Annotated in this window: 16 protein-coding genes; 8 read left to right on the top strand and 8 right to left on the bottom strand. The window is 71.2% G+C overall.

Annotation, left to right across the window (positions count from 1 at the left end; genetic code table 11):
- Positions 1-170 precede the first annotated feature (170 nt).
- Genes folB through OO68_RS22735 form a run of 3 tightly spaced genes read left to right on the top strand, consistent with a single transcriptional unit; the run spans position 171 to position 1,686 of the window.
- The gene (folB, locus tag OO68_RS22745) at positions 171-530 is read left to right on the top strand and encodes a dihydroneopterin aldolase (RefSeq protein WP_033310312.1); all 360 of its coding nucleotides are present in this window, start codon (positions 171-173) and stop codon (positions 528-530) included.
- Positions 527-1,138, top strand: a complete 612-nt coding sequence (gene folK / locus OO68_RS22740; RefSeq protein WP_033310310.1) for a 2-amino-4-hydroxy-6-hydroxymethyldihydropteridine diphosphokinase — start codon at positions 527-529, stop codon at positions 1,136-1,138. The genes folB and folK overlap by 4 nt, the downstream gene beginning before the upstream one ends.
- 59 nt (positions 1,139-1,197) lie before the next feature.
- Positions 1,198-1,686, top strand: a complete 489-nt coding sequence (locus OO68_RS22735) for a DUF3180 domain-containing protein (protein WP_033310305.1) — start codon at positions 1,198-1,200, stop codon at positions 1,684-1,686.
- A 12-nt stretch (positions 1,687-1,698) separates the two neighbouring features.
- Here OO68_RS22735 and folE read toward each other — a convergent pair whose 3' ends face one another.
- From folE to dacB, 6 genes are all read right to left on the bottom strand, one after another.
- On the bottom strand, positions 1,699-2,304 hold the full coding sequence (folE, locus tag OO68_RS22730) for a GTP cyclohydrolase I FolE (protein ID WP_033310303.1): 606 nt from the start codon (positions 2,302-2,304) through the stop codon (positions 1,699-1,701).
- Positions 2,305-2,430: 126 nt separating this feature from the next.
- Entirely contained in the window at positions 2,431-4,470 is a 2,040-nt protein-coding gene (gene ftsH, locus OO68_RS22725) for an ATP-dependent zinc metalloprotease FtsH (RefSeq protein WP_033310301.1), read from the bottom strand.
- Positions 4,471-4,656: 186 nt separating this feature from the next.
- The gene (gene hpt / locus OO68_RS22720) at positions 4,657-5,196 is read right to left on the bottom strand and encodes a hypoxanthine phosphoribosyltransferase (RefSeq protein ID WP_237304982.1); all 540 of its coding nucleotides are present in this window, start codon (positions 5,194-5,196) and stop codon (positions 4,657-4,659) included.
- Between the two features lie 83 nt (positions 5,197-5,279).
- Positions 5,280-6,311: a tRNA lysidine(34) synthetase TilS gene (gene tilS / locus OO68_RS22715; RefSeq protein WP_033310297.1), complete on the bottom strand. Its 1,032-nt coding sequence runs from the start codon at positions 6,309-6,311 to the stop codon at positions 5,280-5,282.
- Between the two features lie 196 nt (positions 6,312-6,507).
- Positions 6,508-7,635: a zinc-dependent metalloprotease gene (locus OO68_RS22710; RefSeq protein ID WP_033310295.1), complete on the bottom strand. Its 1,128-nt coding sequence runs from the start codon at positions 7,633-7,635 to the stop codon at positions 6,508-6,510.
- An 83-nt stretch (positions 7,636-7,718) separates the two neighbouring features.
- Positions 7,719-9,308, bottom strand: coding sequence for a D-alanyl-D-alanine carboxypeptidase/D-alanyl-D-alanine endopeptidase (gene dacB / locus OO68_RS22705; protein ID WP_033310293.1), 1,590 nt, complete (start codon positions 9,306-9,308; stop codon positions 7,719-7,721).
- A gap of 79 nt (positions 9,309-9,387) precedes the next feature.
- Between dacB and OO68_RS22700 the strand changes: the two genes are divergently transcribed.
- Positions 9,388-9,879: an inorganic diphosphatase gene (locus OO68_RS22700; protein ID WP_033310291.1), complete on the top strand. Its 492-nt coding sequence runs from the start codon at positions 9,388-9,390 to the stop codon at positions 9,877-9,879.
- Positions 9,880-9,998: 119 nt separating this feature from the next.
- Complete coding sequence (locus tag OO68_RS22695) at positions 9,999-11,696, top strand: threonine/serine exporter family protein (protein WP_033310289.1); 1,698 nt, start codon at positions 9,999-10,001, stop codon at positions 11,694-11,696.
- A gap of 87 nt (positions 11,697-11,783) precedes the next feature.
- On the opposite strand, the gene OO68_RS22690 is transcribed toward OO68_RS22695, so the two are convergent.
- Positions 11,784-12,692 (bottom strand): DedA family protein, encoded by a 909-nt coding sequence (locus OO68_RS22690; RefSeq protein ID WP_033310287.1) that lies wholly within the window; start codon positions 12,690-12,692, stop codon positions 11,784-11,786.
- A 135-nt stretch (positions 12,693-12,827) separates the two neighbouring features.
- Between OO68_RS22690 and OO68_RS22685 the strand changes: the two genes are divergently transcribed.
- Positions 12,828-13,193, top strand: coding sequence for a YbjQ family protein (locus tag OO68_RS22685; RefSeq protein ID WP_033310286.1), 366 nt, complete (start codon positions 12,828-12,830; stop codon positions 13,191-13,193).
- Positions 13,194-13,212: 19 nt separating this feature from the next.
- Here OO68_RS22685 and OO68_RS22680 read toward each other — a convergent pair whose 3' ends face one another.
- Positions 13,213-13,974, bottom strand: a complete 762-nt coding sequence (locus OO68_RS22680) for a MerR family transcriptional regulator (protein WP_033310284.1) — start codon at positions 13,972-13,974, stop codon at positions 13,213-13,215.
- A 102-nt stretch (positions 13,975-14,076) separates the two neighbouring features.
- On the opposite strand from OO68_RS22680, the gene OO68_RS22675 reads away from it, so the two are divergent.
- Both OO68_RS22675 and gad read left to right on the top strand, forming a co-directional pair.
- The gene (locus OO68_RS22675; protein ID WP_033310282.1) at positions 14,077-15,363 is read left to right on the top strand and encodes an ion channel protein; all 1,287 of its coding nucleotides are present in this window, start codon (positions 14,077-14,079) and stop codon (positions 15,361-15,363) included.
- Positions 15,364-15,411: 48 nt separating this feature from the next.
- Positions 15,412-16,818, top strand: a complete 1,407-nt coding sequence (gad, locus tag OO68_RS22670) for a glutamate decarboxylase (protein WP_033310280.1) — start codon at positions 15,412-15,414, stop codon at positions 16,816-16,818.
- Positions 16,819-16,897 lie beyond the last annotated feature (79 nt).

Below are 16,897 nucleotides of genomic sequence, written 5' to 3'. Positions count from 1 at the left end.
ACCGGCGGGTTCCCCAGGGGAAACGCCGGATGAATCCTGCCGGGCCCGGCGCCGGCCCGGGCCCCGTGGCCCGGGCCCGCCCGTGCGCGCAGGTAGATTCGACCGAGGCCGGTGTGCCGACCGCACACGGCACCGACCCGGCCTGACCGACGATTGCAGGAGTGATTCGCGTGGATCGTGTCGCGCTGCGCGGCCTGAAGGCCCGCGGGCACCACGGCGTGTTCCCCGAGGAACGCGCGGAGGGCCAGACCTTCATCGTGGACCTCGTCCTCGGCCTGGACACCCGACCGGCCGCGGCCGACGACGACCTGGCGAAGACCGTGCACTACGGCATCGTGGCGGAGGAGGTCGTGGCCGTCGTCCAGGGCGAGCCCGTCGACCTCATCGAGACGCTCGCCGAGCGCATCGCCCAGGCCTGCCTGAAGCACGAGGGAGTACAGGAGGTCGAGGTCTGCGTCCACAAGCCGAACGCCCCGATCACCGTCCCCTTCGACGACGTGACCGTCACCATCACCCGGAGCCGAGCATGACCGCGCCCTTCATCAAGGGTCCGACCGACCCGACCGTACAGCCGGTCCCCGCCTCCGTCGTCGAGAAGGTCGACGCCGCCGACACGACCCTGTCCAACCCCAAACGGGCCGTGGTCGCCCTCGGCTCCAACCTCGGCAACCGCCTGGAGACCCTCCAGGGAGCCGTCGACGCCCTGGAGGACACGCCCGGCGTCCGCGTCAAGGGCGTCTCCCCCGTCTACGAGACCGAGCCCTGGGGCGTGGACCCCGGCAGCCAGCCCGCCTACTTCAACGCCGTCGTGGTCCTCAAGACCACCCTCCCGCCGTCCTCGCTCCTGGAGCGCGCGCACGCGGTCGAGGAGGCTTTCCACCGCGTCCGGGACGAGCACTGGGGCCCCCGCACCCTCGACGTCGACATCGTCTCCTACGCCGATGTCGTCTCCGACGACCCGCAGCTCACCCTCCCCCACCCCCGGGCCCACGAACGCGCCTTCGTCCTGGCCCCCTGGCACGACCTGGACCCCGAGGCGCAGCTGCCCGGCCGCGGCCCGGTCGCCGGTCTGCTGGACGCCGTCACCCGCGACGGCGTGGCGCCCCGCACCGACCTGGAACTCCGGCTGCCCGAGTAGCCGTTAAGGTCAAGACGGCCGCGAACCGGGCCGGACGCCGGGGGAACCGAAGGGACACCGTGAGAGAGCTGCGTATCCGGGTGCTGGCCGGCGTCTTCGTCGTGGCCGGAGTCCTCTCCTGGGCGGGCGCCCGCCTGTGGAACTCGGTCGGGACGCTCCCCAGCGTCCCCCTGGCCGCCCCCGTCGTCCTGGCCGTGATCGCCGTGATCCTGCTGGCCACGGCGCTCTCGATCCGCGCCCGGCTCAAGGCCCAGCGCGAGCGCCGCCCCGAGGCCAAGGGCGTCGACCCCCTCATGGCGGCCCGCGCGGTCGTCTTCGGCCACGCCAGCGCCCTGGTCGCCGCCCTGGTCGCCGGGATGTACGGCGGCACCGGCGTCTTCCTCCTGGAATCCCTCGACATCCCCGCCCGCCGCGACCAGGCCATCTACGCCGGCCTCTCCGTCCTCGCGGGCATCGGCGTCATAGCGGCCGCCCTCTTCCTGGAACGCGTCTGCAAGCTCCCGGAGGACGACGAGAACGACGGCACAGGGGTGGCCCCGACGGTGTGAGGCAGGGCGGCGTCAGCGGGCCATGATGAGGCTCATGGCCTCGTTACGGGTCGCCGGGTCGCGCAGCTGCCCCCGGACCGCCGAGGTGATCGTCTTCGCGCCCACCTTGCGGACGCCGCGCATCGACATGCACATGTGCTCGCACTCGACGACGACGATCACGCCGCGCGGCTCCAGGATCTCCATCAGGGAGTCGGCGATCTGGGTGGTGAGCCGCTCCTGCACCTGGGGGCGCCGGGCATAGACGTCCACGAGCCGGGCGAGCTTCGACAGGCCTGTGATCTTGCCTTCGACGGACGGGATGTAGCCGACGTGCGCCACCCCGACGAACGGCACGAGATGGTGTTCGCAGGAGCTCAGGACCTCGATGTCCTTCACGAGGACCATCTCGTCGTGCCCGAGGTCGAACGTCGTGGTCAGCACGTCCTCGGGCTTCTGCCACAGCCCTGCGAATATCTCCCTGTACGCGCGCGCCACCCGCGCCGGCGTCTCCCTCAGGCCCTCGCGGTCCGGGTCCTCGCCGACCGCGATCAGCAGTTCGCGCACGGCGTTCTCGGCACGCTTCTCGTCGAACTCGCCGATCTGGCCCTCGCCGTCCAGCGTCACCGGGTCGGTCATCTGATGCCTCGTTCCTGTTCCTTCACGGTGGGCCCGCGGATATGGCGCAAAGCCGCGCCCCCCAGGCTAAAACCTGGGGGGCGCGGCATCCATTCCGGGGCCGGTGGGCCTGCCGGGAGAGCCCGGTCAGCTCTCGGGGCGGTCCTCCGGGGTCCGCTCGGGCGCCGGGGCGGGCTCCGCCACGGTGCTCTTCGCAGTGGAGATGGCCGGCGTCGCGCCGTTCGCGCCGTTCGTCAGGGCCAGCTCCTTGGGGGAGAGGACCGGCGGACGGGTGGACGGCGTGCGGCGGGAGGAGCCGGTCCAGGCAGGCCTGGGCGGGCGCTTGACGATCGGCGCGAAGATCTCGGCGATCTCCTCCTTGCCCAGCGTCTCCTTCTCCAGCAGCTGCAGCACGAGGTTGTCGAGGACGTCGCGGTTCTCGACCAGGATCTCCCAGGCCTCGTTGTGCGCGGTCTCGATGAGCTTCTTGACCTCTTCGTCCACGAGCGCGGCGACCTCTTCCGAGTAGTCGCGCTGGTGAGACATCTCACGGCCGAGGAACGGCTCGGTGTTGTCGCCACCGAACTTGATCGCGCCGAGACGCTCGGTCATGCCGTACTGCGTGACCATCGCGCGGGCCAGACCGGTGGCCTTCTCGATGTCGTTGGCGGCACCCGTGGTCGGGTCGTGGAAGACGAGCTCCTCGGCCGCGCGGCCGCCCAGCATGTAGGCCAGCTGGTCCAGCATCTCGTTGCGCGTGGTCGAGTACTTGTCCTCGTCCGGCAGCACCATCGTGTAGCCGAGGGCCCGGCCTCTCGACAGGATCGTGATCTTGTGAACCGGATCGGAGTTCGGGGAAGCCGCCGCGACCAGGGCGTGTCCGCCCTCGTGGTACGCGGTGATCTTCTTCTCCTTGTCCGACATGATCCGGGTCCGCTTCTGCGGGCCCGCGACCACACGGTCGATCGCCTCGTCCAGCATGTGGTTGTCGATCAGCTTCTGGTCGCTGCGGGCCGTCAGCAGGGCGGCCTCGTTCAGCACGTTGGCCAGATCGGCACCGGTCATACCGGGCGTACGGCGGGCCATGGCCGACAGGTCGACGTCGGGCGCGACCGGCTTGCCCTTCTGGTGGACCTTGAGGATCTCCAGACGGCCCTGCATGTCCGGGCGGTCGACGGCGATCTGCCGGTCGAAGCGGCCGGGGCGCAGCAGCGCCGGGTCGAGGATGTCGGGCCGGTTCGTCGCGGCGATGAGGATCACGCCGCCCTTGACGTCGAAGCCGTCCATCTCGACGAGGAGCTGGTTCAGGGTCTGCTCGCGCTCGTCGTGACCGCCGCCGAGGCCGGCGCCGCGGTGGCGGCCGACCGCGTCGATCTCGTCGACGAAGACGATCGCCGGGGCGTTCGCCTTGGCCTGCTCGAACAGGTCACGGACTCGGGATGCACCGACACCGACGAACATCTCGACGAAGTCGGAACCGGAGATCGAGTAGAAGGGGACGCCCGCCTCGCCGGCGACGGCGCGCGCGAGCAGGGTCTTGCCGGTGCCGGGAGGCCCGTAGAGCAGGACGCCCTTGGGGATCTTGGCGCCGACGGCCTGGAACTTGGCCGGCTCCTGGAGGAACTCCTTGATCTCGTGGAGCTCCTCGACGGCCTCGTCGGACCCGGCGACGTCGGCGAAGGTCGTCTTGGGGGTGTCCTTGGTGATGAGCTTCGCCTTGGACTTCCCGAAGTTCATGACCCGGGAGCCGCCGCCCTGCATCTGGTTCATCAGGAACAGGAACACGACCACGATCAGCACGAAGGGCAGCAGGGAGAGCAGGATGCCGACGAACGGGTTCTGCTTGGACGGCGAAACGGTGTAGCCGTCCGGGATCTGCTTGTCCTGGTACTTGTTCTGCAGCGTGTTGGCGAGGTCCACGCCTTGGGTGCCGATGTAGCTCGCCTGGATCTTGGAGCTGCCTTCGACCTTTACGCCGTCCTTGAGCTCGACCTTGATGATCGACTCGTCACCGGTGGTCAGCTTGGCCGACTCGACCTTGTTCTGGTTGATCGCCTGGACGACCTGGCCGGTGTCCACCGTCTTGTAGCCGCCGGACGAGCCGACGACCTGCATCAACACGACCACGGCGAGGACGGCCAGCACGATCCACATGACCGGCCCACGGAAGTATCGCTTCACGTCCATCCATACGGAGCGGTGCCGCCCCGTCCCTCCTGCCATAGTGAGTTTGATAAAGACTGTTCTTCGGACGGTACCCCAGCATTGTCACCTGTAGCCGCGTGGGACGGCTGGCGATCCGCCTACGCCTGCTCCAACGGCGGGACGCCCGCTGGGGTTCCCGATCACCGGCACGGCACCGCGGCCGGGTTCTCAGCCGCCGTACACGTGGGGCGCGAGCGTACCGACGAACGGGAGGTTGCGGTACTTCTCGGCGTAGTCAAGGCCGTATCCCACGACGAATTCGTTGGGGATGTCGAACCCGGCCCATTCCACGTCGATGGCCACCTTCGCGGCCTCGGGCTTGCGCAGCAGCGTGCACACCTTGAGAGATGCGGGCTCGCGCGAGCCGAGGTTGGAGAGCAGCCAGGACAGGGTCAGGCCGGAGTCGATGATGTCCTCGACGATCAGGACGTGCTTGCCCTTGATGTCGGTGTCGAGGTCCTTCAGGATCCGCACCACACCGGAGGACTGGGTGCCCGCCCCGTACGAGGATACGGCCATCCAGTCCATGGTGACGGGGGTGGACAGAGCCCGGGCGAGGTCGGCCATGACCATCACCGCGCCCTTGAGGACTCCGACGATCAGCAGATCCTTGCCCGCGTACTCCGCGTCGATCTTCGCTGCCAGCTCGGCCAGCTTGGCGTCGATCTCTTCCTTGGTGATGAGCACCTTCTCGAGGTCGGCACCCATGTCTTTCGCGTCCACCCGCATCACTTTCGGTCGTCCCACCGGCCGAGCGGCCCCTCCTGGCGACTGCGGGGAGGGGTCGTGGTTCAGCCTTGCCGAATCACCAGTCTGCCACCCTGCCGCCGGGCCACGACCTTGCCGGGGAGGTTGATGGCTCCCTGGCCGCGCCAGCCGGTGATCAGCCGGTCGATTTCCTCGATGTGGCGGGCGAACAGCGACCCGGCGGGTGCCCCGGCCTCGATGGCGGCCCGGCGCAGGACGCGGCGGCGTACGGCGGGCGGCAGGGCGTAGAGCTTGGCGCACTCCAGCAGCCCCGCGGCGTCGCGGACGGTGGCCTCGGCCTGACTCGCCCAGGAGTCGAGGGCGTCGGCGTCGTCGCGGGAGAGCCGGGCCGTGCGGGCGAGGGCTTCGACAACGCCTTTGCCGAGGGCCTTCTCCAGGGCGGGCAGGCCCTCGTGGCGCAGCCGGGAGCGGGTGTAGGCGGGGTCGGCGTTGTGGGGGTCGTCCCAGACGGGCAGGGACTGGACCATGCAGGCCTTGCGGGCGGTCTGCCGGTCGAGCTCCAGGAAGGGGCGCCGGTAGCGGCCGCCGGCCCCCGAGACCGCGGCCATTCCGGACAGGGAGCGGATGCCGGAGCCCCGGGCGAGGCCGAGGAGGACGGTCTCGGCCTGGTCGTCGCGGGTGTGGCCGAGCAGGACGGCGGCGGCGCCGTGGCGTTCGGCGGCGGTGTCGAGTGCGGCGTAGCGGGCGTCGCGGGCGGCGGCTTCGGGCCCGCCGGTGCGGCCGACGGTGACGGCGACGGAGTCGACGGGGTCGAGGCCGAGTTCGCGCAGGCGCTGGACGACCTCCGCGGCGCGGGCGTCGGAGCCGGGCTGGAGGCCGTGGTCGACGGTGATGCCGCCGGCTCTGACGCCGAGCTTGGGGGACTCGAAGGCGAGGGCGGAGGCCAGGGCCATGGAGTCGGCGCCGCCGGAGCACGCCACGAGCACGAGCGGCGGGGACTCGTGGGAGAGGGCGTGCGGGACCGCGGCGGGGGCGCGGTGGTGTTCGGTGAGGAGGTCGTGGAGGACGCGGCGGACCGCCAGGCGTATCGCCGCGACCGCAGGATGGGGACCCATGTCCGGTTCCCTTCATGAAGTTTTCGGGGGGTGAGCCCGCGTGCCGGTCACGCAGAGTGTGTAGATGGTGACAGAACCGGGCCGTTCCCCGAGCATTGCACGCCTACCCCTGCCTCACGGTCCCTCGGACGGGTGATTGGAGGGGCGTTCGCCTGCCGTCGGCCGGTTTCCTTTCACGACCTTCCCGCGATGTTCACTACTCGGCCCTGCGGTGCACCCGCGCGACCCAGTCCGCCGGTTTGGCGATCTCCGCCTTGGTGGGGAGGGTGTTGGGCGAGGTCCACACGCGGTTGAAGCCGTCCATGCCGGCCTCGTCGACGACGGCCCGCACGAAGCGTTCGCCGTCCCGGTACTGGCGGAGCTTGGCGTCCAGGCCGAGCAGCTTGCGCAGGGCGAGGTCCAGGCGGGAGGCGCCCTTGGCGCGGCGCTGCTGGAACTTCTCGCGGATCTCCCCGACGGTCGGGACGACGTCCGGCCCGACGCCGTCCATCACGAAGTCGGCGTGGCCCTCCAGCAGGGACATGACGGCCGTGAGGCGGCCGAGGATCTCGCGCTGGGCGGGGGTCTGGACGATCTCGACGAGTGAGCGTCCGCCGTCGTCCTCCTCGGCCTCGGGGCGGCCCCCGGCGAGGGTCTGGGCGGCTTCCCGGACGCGTTCCAGGACGGTCATGGGGTCGACGTCGGTCTCCTGGAGGAAGGCCTGGATTTCACCCTCCAGGTGGTCCCGCAGCCAGGGCACGGCGGTGAACTGGGTGCGGTGGGTCTCCTCGTGCAGGCACACCCAGAGCCTGAAGTCGTGGGGGTCGACGTCGAGTTCGCGCTCGACGTGGACGATGTTCGGGGCGACGAGGAGGAGCCGGCCGCCGCCGTTCGCGCCGGAGGGGAGTTCGCGGGTGGCCGGGGCGAAGGTCTCGTACTGGCCGAGGACGCGGGAGGCCAGGAAGGACAGCAGCATGCCCAGTTCGACGCCGGTGACCTTGCCGCCGACGGCGCTCATCACGGAGCCGCCGGGGGTGTTGCCGCGCCGTTCCTGCATCTTGTCGAGCAGGGGCCGGAGGATTTCCCGGAACCCGGCGACGTTCGCCCGGATCCAGCCCGGGCGGTCGACCACGAGGACGGGGGTGTCGTGCCCCTCCTCGGTGCCCAGCCGGGTGAATCCGCGGACGTGTTCCTCCGAGGCCTTGGCATGCCGGCGCAGCTCAGCGACGACGGCCCGGGCCTCGTCGCGACTGACCTCAGGGCCCGGCCGTACGAGCCGGGTCGCGGTCGCGACCGCGAGATTCCAGTCGACCATGCCGGTTGAAGCACCACCGATGCTCGTCATGCGTCAACCGTACGTGAGCGCCGACCGCTGGGGCAGGGCGGCGAGGGCGGGGGCCGGTCGTGGGCGCGCGGGGCGGGTGGCGGTCACCGGCAGCCGCACGCCGCCAGCGCGCTCGCGATCCGGTCCAGTGCCTGCTGGGTCGCCGCCGGTCTGCCGGGGTCCGTGTCCGTGGCCATGAACGCGAAGGCGAGCAGGCGGCCGTCCTCGTCGACGAGGGTGCCCGCGAGGGTGTGGACGCCCGAGAGGGTGCCGGTCTTGGCGCGGACCACGCCGGATGCTCCGTCCGTGTAACGGGTGGTCAGGGTGCCGGTGAAGCCTGCGACGGGGAGGCCGGTGAGGGCCGGGCGGAGCTCGGGGTGGGAGGGGTCGGCGGCCTTGGCGAGCAGGGCGGTGAGGAGGTCGGGGGTCAGCCGGTCGGCGCGGTTCAGGCCGCTGCCGTCCTTGAAGGCGGCGCCCTTCACGGGGAGGCCGAGCTTGCGCAGTTGGCCGCTGATGGCCTTGCCGGCGCCGGCGAAGTCGGCACGGTTGCCCGTGGCGACGGCCGTCTGGCGGGCGAGGGCCTCGGCGATGTCGTTGTCGCTGTTGGTCAGCATGCGTTCGACGACGGCGGAGAGCGGGGGCGAGGAGACCGCCGCGAGGGTCTTGGCCCGGGTCGTGGCCTTGGACGGGCCGGGGGCCGTGGTCTTGATGCCGTGGGACTTCAGGAGCTCCCCGAACCGGCGGGCGGCGTCCGCGGCCGGATCGGGCAGGCGCTGGGCCGGGCCACTCGTCGAGTCGTCGGTGCGGCCCTCGTCGGCCATCAGGGGGGTGACGCGGGCGAGGTTGCCGTCGACCCCGATCGGGTGCATTTCGTCGCCCGCGTAGCGGGTCGTGTCGTAGGAGAGGGTCACCTCGCGGACGCCCCGGTCGGCGAGGGCGGCGGCCGTCCCGGCGGCGAGGGTGCGCAGGCTCGCCCACGGGCCCGCCTTCTCGCGGTCGGTGAGCGTGGGGTCGCCGCCGCCGACCAGGACGACTTCCTTCGTGTCGGGTTCGAGCGCCGCGCGGGTGGTGAGGCGGTGGTCGGCGCCCATCGCCGACAGCGCGGCGACGGCCGTGGCGACCTTCGTCGTGGAGGCGGGGGTGAGCGCGGTGCCGGAGGATGCGCCGAACAGGCGCCTGCCGGTGGTCACGTCGATGACCGCGGCGGCGGGCCGCGGGCCGAGGGCGGGGTCCTTCAGCAGGGGCGTGAGGGCGTCCGTGAGGGCCTTGCCGTCCGGGGCGGACTTGACGGTGCTGACGCCGCCGAGGCCGGTCAGCACCGGTCCGGCGCTGGGGGCGGCGGGGCGGGGCCGCCCGGGCGCGCCGGGGGCGCTGCCGTGATCTGTGCCACCCGCGCGGCCCAGGGCCACTGCCCGGTCCCGCTCGGCCGTACGCTGACCCGAGGAGTCCCAGGGACCGGCGGCGGTCACCACACCGGCGGTCAGTGCGAGTCCGGCGGTGGCGGCGCCCGCGGTGTACTGCCAGGTCTTCGGCCGCGCACCCTTCGCGACCTGCGGTTTTGCGGCTCTCGCGAGCCGCGCGAGCCGTGGTTTCGTGGCTGCTGCGGCCCGGGCCAGGCGCGGTCGTACGGCATCCGCGAGCCGCACCACGTGCGGCTTCGCGGCCCGCCAAGGCCTCAGCTCTGGCACGACCACCAGCCCCTTTCGCGATCACACACCTGCGTGAGGGACACTTAACCACCAGAACTATGTGTTGATCATGGAGGAGCCACCGGTGGAGTTCGACGTCACGATCGAGATTCCGAAGGGTTCGCGCAACAAGTACGAGGTGGACCACGAGACCGGTCGTATCCGCCTGGACCGGCGACTCTTCACCTCGACCGCCTACCCGACCGACTACGGTTTCGTCGAGAACACCCTCGGGGAGGACGGCGACCCGCTGGACGCGCTGGTCATCCTCGACGAGCCGACGTTCCCGGGCTGCCTGATCCGCTGCCGCGCGATCGGCATGTTCCGCATGACGGACGAGGCGGGCGGCGACGACAAGCTGCTGTGCGTGCCGTCGACGGACCCGCGCGTGGAGCACCTGCGGGACATCCACCACGTGTCGGAGTTCGACCGCCTGGAGATCCAGCACTTCTTCGAGGTCTACAAGGACCTGGAGCCCGGCAAGTCGGTCGAGGGCGCCAACTGGGTGGGCCGTACGGACGCCGAGATCGAGATCGAGCGGTCCTACAAGCGTTTCAAGGAGAGCGGCGGTCACTGACCCCTTCTCCTGTTGCTGACGGGCCGCACGCCTGCGCGTGCGGCCCGTTCGTCCGTCTGTGCGCATACTGAGGCTGTGGGGGGTACGAGGCTGACGTGTCGTACAGGGAGCGCCAGGCAGTGACGGACGCGGAGGACCGCAAACCGAAGTCGGACGAGGCGAGGAGTGGGTTCCTGCCTCCGGCCGGGACCGGCGTCGACGGGGACATGTCGACGACGTCCGAGTTCGCGATCCCCGAGGGCCTGGCCCTGCACAGAACGGCCGGTGCGGAGCCCGAGACGACGTCCGAGTTCGCGGTGCCGCAAGGGCTCGACGTGCAGGCGGCGCCCTCGGCGGAGCAGGAGGGGTCGGCGTTCACCCCGCCGAGCACCTACAGCGCGAAGCACGCTCCGTCGGCCTTCACGCCGCCGACCGGGATCCCCGTGGTCAGTCTGACCAAGGACGTGCCGTGGCAGGACCGGATGCGCACGATGCTGCGCATGCCGGTGGCGGAGCGGCCGGCGCCGGAGGCGATCCAGCGCGGCGGCGACGAGAGCGGTCCTGCGGTGCCGCGTGTGCTCGACCTGACGCTGCGTATCGGCGAGTTGCTGCTGGCGGGCGGTGAGGGCGCCGAGGACGTGGAGGCGGCGATGTTCGCCGTCTGCCGGTCCTACGGCCTGGACCGCTGCGAGCCCAACGTCACCTTCACGCTGCTGGCCATCTCCTACCAGCCGTCCCTGGTCGACGACCCGGTCACGGCGTCGCGGACGGTGCGCCGCCGGGGCACCGACTACACGCGGCTGGCGGCCGTGTACCAGCTGGTGGACGACCTCAGTGACCACGAGACGGCCGTCTCCCTGGAGGAGGCCTACCGGCGGCTGGCGGAGATCCGCCGTAACCGGCACCCCTACCCCGGCTGGGCGCTGACCGGTGCGAGCGGGTTGCTGGCGGGTGCGGCCTCCGTGCTCGTGGGCGGCGACCTGATCGTGTTCATCGCGGCGGCGCTGGGCGCGATGCTCGGTGACCGGCTGGCGTGGCTGTGCGCGGGGCGCGGGCTGCCGGAGTTCTACCAGTTCACCGTGGCCGCGACGCCGCCGGCCGCGATCGGGATCGCGCTGACGCTGGCCCACGTCGACGTGAAGGCGTCGGCGGTGATCACCGGTGGGCTGTTCGCGCTGCTGCCCGGGCGGGCGCTGGTGGCGGGCGTGCAGGACGGTCTGACCGGCTTCTACATCACCGCGTCCGCGCGGCTGCTGGAGGTCATGTACTTCTTCGTCGGCATCGTCGCGGGTGTGCTGCTGGTGCTGTACTTCGGCGTGCAGCTGGGGGCTCGGCTCAACCCGGACCAGGCGCTCGGGGCCTCCGACGACCCGGTGATGATGATCGGCGCGTCGATGCTGCTGTCCCTGGCGTTCGCGGTGCTGCTCCAGCAGGAACGATCCACCGTGATGTGGGTGACGCTGAACGGCGGTGTCGCGTGGGTGGTGTACGGCGCGATGCACTACGTGGGGGACATCTCGCCGGTGGCCTCCACCGCGGCGGCGGCGGGCCTGGTGGGGCTGTTCGGGCAGTTGCTGTCGCGCTATCAGTTTGCGTCCGCCCTGCCCTACACGACCGCGGCGATCGGGCCCCTGCTGCCGGGTTCCGCGACGTACTTCGGGCTGCTGGCGATCGCGCAGAACGAGGTGGACGAGGGGCTGGTGTCGCTGTCGAAGGCGGTGGCGCTCGCCATGGCCATCGCCATCGGGGTGAATCTCGGGTCGGAGATCTCCCGCATGTTCCTGCGGATCGGGTCCGCGGAGAAGCGGCGGGCCGCCAAGCGCACGAGGGGTTTCTAGCGCCGAGGAGGTCGGGGCTGGGCGTACGTCGGCGGCCGCGGGCCGGTGGGGTGTTCGCGCAGTTCCCCGCGCCCCAGGACAGTCGGTTCAGTAGCCGTTGTTGTAAGGCCCCTGCTGCGTGCCGTACGGCTGCTGGTGGCCGTAGCCCGGGGCGGGCTGCTGGTGGCCGCCCTGCTGCTGGCCGTAGCCCGGGCTCTGGGGGTACTGGCCGTAGTACTGCTGGTCGTCGTAGCCGTTCCCGTTGCCGTACGGGGGCTGATGCTGCGGCTGCTGGTGGGGCGGCTGGTCGTCCGGGGCGATGCGGCGGAGCTGGGTCGTCGCGTCGTCCATGGCGGGGGGCTGCTGCTGCCGCTCCGCGGGGGCCTGCGCCGCCGCGCGCTTCTTCTTCGAGCGGTCGCGCAGGTACTCGATGATGATCGGGACGACGGAGAGCAGGACGATCAGGATGAGGATCGACTCGACGTTCTTCTTGATGAAGTCGATCTGGCCGAGCCAGTACCCCGCGAGGGTGACGCCGGTGCCCCAGGCGATGCCGCCGATGATGTTGTACGTCAGGAACGTGCGGTACTTCATGCGGCCGGCGCCGGCCACGATGGGGGCGAAGGTGCGCACGATCGGGACGAAGCGGGCCAGGACGATCGCCTTGGGGCCGTACTTCTCCATGAACTCGTGGGCCTTGTCCAGGTTCTCCTGCTTGAAGAGCTTGGAGTTGGGACGGTTGAAGAGCCTCGGGCCCAGGAACTTGCCGATCATGTAGCCCACTTGGTCGCCGATGACGGCGGCGAGCACGATCAGCGTGCAGACCAGCCACAGCGGCTGGCTGATGTACTGGCCCTGGGCGACGAAGAGGCCCGCGGTGAACAGCAGCGAGTCGCCGGGAAGGAAGGCGAAGAGTCCGGACTCGGCGAAGACGATGAGCAGGATGCCCGGCAGGGCGAAGGTCTCGATCAGGTAGTCCGGGCTGAGCCACTCGGGGCCGAGCGCAAGCGTGGTCACGGGGATGTGGCTCCTGCTGCTGGGGGGTACGGGCTGGGGCTGGCTGCCTCAACGTATCAACGCAGCCGTCACGACCCAGGTTCCATGGGCGTACTCAGGATGCACTGTGCGCGGTCCCGGTCAAAGCTGTGGACCATGGGCATCGATGAATACGGCGGCGGCCAGGGCCCGGAGCCCGAGGTCCTCGTCGTCACCACGAACGACGTACCCGGCTATCACGTGCGTGAGGTGATCGGCGAGGTCTTCGGCCTGACCGTGCGCTCCCGCCACGTCGGGAGCCAGATCGGCGCCGGGCTGAAGTCGATCGTCGGCGGCGAGCTGCGCGGGCTCACCAAGACGCTCGTGCAGACCCGCAACCAGGCCATGGAACGACTCGTCGAACAGGCACGCGCGCGGGGCGCCAACGGCGTCGTGGCGTTCCGTTTCGACGTGACGGAGGCGGCGGACGTGGGCACCGAGGTGTGCGCGTACGGCACGGCGGTGGTCCTGACCCGGGAGTGAGGCACTCCCGGGTCAGGGATCAGGAGGTGTGACGTGCCGCGTTGGCCGCGATCGCGTCCCTCAGGTGCTCGGCGAGACCGGGGCGCATCGCGTCGTAGAACGCCTTGAACCGCTCGTCGGAGACGTACATCTCCCCCAGGCAGCGGTGGATGTCGTAGGAGCACTCGTAGAACCACGTGCAGATGTGCTGCCGGTGCTCCTCCGCCAGGGCCATGGCCGCCTCGCCGGCGGGCGGCTCCTGCGCCGACATCAGGGCGCCGTAGCGCTCGCCCCAGTCGGCGGCCTCGGCCTGGATGCGCTTCCAGTCCTCCTTGGTGTAGCGCGCGGTGCGGCGCTGCGACTCGGCGTACTCGTCGGTGCCGCCCCAGCGCTCCTCCACTTCCTCGGCGTACTGCTCCGGGTCCTGGCCCCCGAAGACCTCGAACTTCTCCTCGGGCGTGAGGTTGAGTCCCATCTTGCGTGCCTCCATGGCGTGCTCCACGGCCGCCGCCATCTTGCGCAGCTTCTCGATCCGGGCGGTCAGCAGTTCGTGCTGCCGGCGCAGGTGTGCGCGCGGGTCCGTGTCCGGATCGTCGAGCAGGGCGGCGACCTCGTCGAGCGGAAAGCCGAGCTGCCGGTAGAACAGGATCTGCTGCAGCCGGTCGAGGTCGGTGTCGCTGTAGCGCCGGTGACCCGCGTGGCTGCGTTCGCTCGGGACGAGCAGGCCGATGTCGTCGTAGTGGTGCAGTGTGCGCACCGTGACGCCGGCGAAGCCCGCGACCTGTCCCACGGAGTAGTTCACTTCCGCTCCCTTCTTCTTCCGTGCTCCACGGTCGGGCCTCACGCCACGTGAGGTGCAAGCGTGTTTGCGATGTGTCCACTTTGAGGCGTTTATGGTGTGCGCGTGGTCCAGGATCCCGCGCAGCAGGCGCCCTCCGTCACCCCCGCGACTCCCGCCCGCACGCTCTTGCCGACGATCCTGCCCGCTCTCGCCGTGGGGATCATGTCCAGCCTGATCCTGGTGGGGGTCGAAGTCGCCGCCGAGCAGCTCCAGGACGTGCTCTGGGGGCCGCTGCCCGACGCGCTGGGGATCGGCCGGTACTCCGTCGCGTGGATGTTCGTGATGCTCTTCGCGACGGGGGTGGCGGTCGGGCTCGTGGTGTGGAAGGCGCCGGGGCACGCCGGCCCGGATCCGGCGACCGTCGGGCTCGACGCCCCCGTCCTGCCACCCGTCGTGCTGCCGGGGCTGGTGCTGGTGACCGTGCTGATGCTGGCCGGCGGGCCCAGCCTCGGCCCCGAGAATCCGGTCATCACCGTGAACGTCGCCCTGGCGGCCTGGCTGGGCGCCCGTCTCGTGCCACGGGCGCCGGGCCGGGTCTGGCCGGCGCTCGCCGAGGCGGCGACGATCGGCGCCCTGTTCGGCACGCCGGTCGCGGCGGCCCTGGTGATCTCCGAGGCGCTGGCCGTGCGCGAGACCCGCGGACTGCTGTGGGACAACGTCTTCGCCCCGCTGACCGCCGGCACGGCCGGTGCCCTGACCGCCACCCTCATCGACCATCCGAGCTTCGACCTGGACCTGCCCGCCTTCGGCCGGCCCGGCTGGAGCGACCTGCTGGCGGCGATGGTGGTCGCTTCCGTGGCCGCCCTGCTCGGCATGGCCGCCGTGCGGACCTTCCCCTACGTCCACGGCGCCTTCCGCCGGCTGCGGCACCCGATGCTGATGCTCCCGGCGGGCGGCCTCGTGCTGGGCGCCCTCGCGGCCCTGGGCGGCCATCTGACCCTGTTCAAGGGGCTCGACGAGATCGCCGAGCTCGCGCGCGACCCGGACGGCCGGTCGGCCGGGGAGTACGCCCTGCTGACCGTCGTGAAGCTGGCCGCGCTGCTGGTCGCCGCGTCCTGCGGCTTCCGGGGCGGGCGCATCTTCCCGGCGGTGTTCGTCGGCACCGCCCTCGGCCTGGGCGCCCACGCCGCGGTGTCCGGGGTGCATCCCTCCGTCGGTGTCTCGGCCGCCGTGCTCGGCCTGCTGCTGGCCATCACCCGGCAGGGCTGGGTGAGCCTGTTCGTCGCCGCGGTGCTGGTCGCCTCGCCGGGGATCATCGCCGTGCTCTGCATCGCCTCGCTGCCGGCCTGGCTGCTGGTGACGGGCCGGCCGCAGATGCAGCTGCACGCGGACGGCACGCCCGTCCGCTGACGCCCTCTCCTCCCCCTTCCGAAACCCCTGGACCCCCCTGGAGGCACCATGCCGCTCCACGAAGGCCCCCATCGGGCCGCCGGACGCCGCCTGTCCGTCAACCCCTTCTACGGCGTGGCCAACCCGCTCGGCGACATGGCCGAGGCCCCGCCCACCCATCGGCTCCCGGACCAGCCCATGGCACCGTCGACCGCCCACCAGCTGGTACGCGACGAGCTGATGCTCGACGGCAACGCCCGGCTGAACCTCGCCACGTTCGTCACCACGTGGATGGAGCCGGAGGCCGGGGTGCTGATGGCGGAGTGCCGGGACAAGAACATGATCGACAAGGACGAGTACCCGCGCACCGCCGAGCTGGAGCGGCGCTGCGTGGCGATGCTCGCCGACCTGTGGAACGCGCCCGACCCGTCCACTGCCGTGGGGTGTTCGACGACCGGGTCGAGCGAGGCGTGCATGCTCGCCGGGATGGCGCTGAAGCGGCGCTGGGCGCAACGCAACGCCGACCGCTACCCCGGGGCGCGGCCCAACCTGGTCATGGGCGTCAACGTGCAGGTCTGCTGGGAGAAGTTCTGCAACTTCTGGGAGGTGGAGGCCCGGCTGGTGCCCATGGAGGGAGAGCGGTTCCACCTCGACCCGCAGGCCGCGGCAGAACTGTGCGACGAGAACACCATCGGCGTCGTCGGCATCCTCGGCTCCACCTTCGACGGGTCCTACGAGCCGGTCGCGGACCTGTGCGCGGCGCTGGACGCGTTGCGGGAACGGACCGGGCTGGACATCCCGGTGCACGTGGACGGGGCGTCGGGGGCCATGGTCGCGCCCTTCCTCGACGAGGACCTGGTGTGGGACTTCCGGCTGCCGAGGGTGGCGTCGATCAACACCTCGGGGCACAAGTACGGGCTGGTCTACCCGGGCGTCGGCTGGGCGCTGTGGCGGGACGCGGAGGCCCTGCCGGAGGAGCTGGTGTTCAGGGTGAACTACCTGGGCGGCGACATGCCGACGTTCGCGCTGAACTTCTCCCGGCCGGGCGCGCAGGTCGTGGCGCAGTACTACACGTTCCTGCGGCTGGGCCGGGACGGCTACCGGGCCGTCCAGCAGGCCGCGCGCGACGTGGCCACGGGACTGGCCGGGCGGGTCGAGGCGCTCGGCGACTTCCGGCTGCTGACCCGCGGCGACGAACTGCCGGTGTTCGCCTTCACGACCGCGCCGGACGTGACGGCGTACGACGTGTTCGACGTGTCCCGGCGGCTGCGCGAGAGCGGCTGGCTGGTGCCCGCTTACACCTTCCCGCCGAACCGGGAGGACCTGTCCGTGCTGCGGGTGGTGTGCCGCAACGGCTTCTCCGCGGACCTCGCGGAGCTGCTCGCGCAGGACCTGGAACGACTGCTGCCGGAACTGCGCCGCCAGTCGCGCCCGCTGACGCAGGACAAGGGCGCGGCGACGAGCTTCCACCACTGAGGGCTGGGTCGGCGGGTTCGCGGGGCAGGGGCGGGGGGGGGTCCGTCGCGGGTGCTTCGGCTCCGGAGCCGGCGGGCCC

It is taken from the genome of Streptomyces iakyrus, assembly GCF_000717055.1.
Taxonomy (GTDB): domain Bacteria; phylum Actinomycetota; class Actinomycetes; order Streptomycetales; family Streptomycetaceae; genus Streptomyces; species Streptomyces iakyrus.
The sequence above is the reverse complement of the archived record's forward strand: the minus strand, read 5'-3'. Positions and strand labels throughout refer to the sequence as shown.

Bases quoted from the DNA above. Each gene is read 5' to 3' on its own strand.
- folK (WP_033310310.1), top strand. From the start codon at position 527: ATGACCGCGCCCTTCATCAAGGGTCCGACCGACCCGACCGTACAGCCG.
- folE (WP_033310303.1), bottom strand. From the start codon at position 2,304: ATGACCGACCCGGTGACGCTGGACGGCGAGGGCCAGATCGGCGAGTTC.
- ftsH (WP_033310301.1), bottom strand. From the start codon at position 4,470: ATGGACGTGAAGCGATACTTCCGTGGGCCGGTCATGTGGATCGTGCTG.
- hpt (WP_237304982.1), bottom strand. From the start codon at position 5,196: ATGGGTGCCGACCTCGAGAAGGTGCTCATCACCAAGGAAGAGATCGAC.
- tilS (WP_033310297.1), bottom strand. From the start codon at position 6,311: ATGGGTCCCCATCCTGCGGTCGCGGCGATACGCCTGGCGGTCCGCCGC.
- OO68_RS22710 (WP_033310295.1), bottom strand. From the start codon at position 7,635: ATGACGAGCATCGGTGGTGCTTCAACCGGCATGGTCGACTGGAATCTC.
- OO68_RS22685 (WP_033310286.1), top strand. From the start codon at position 12,828: ATGGGCATCGATGAATACGGCGGCGGCCAGGGCCCGGAGCCCGAGGTC.
- gad (WP_033310280.1), top strand. From the start codon at position 15,412: ATGCCGCTCCACGAAGGCCCCCATCGGGCCGCCGGACGCCGCCTGTCC.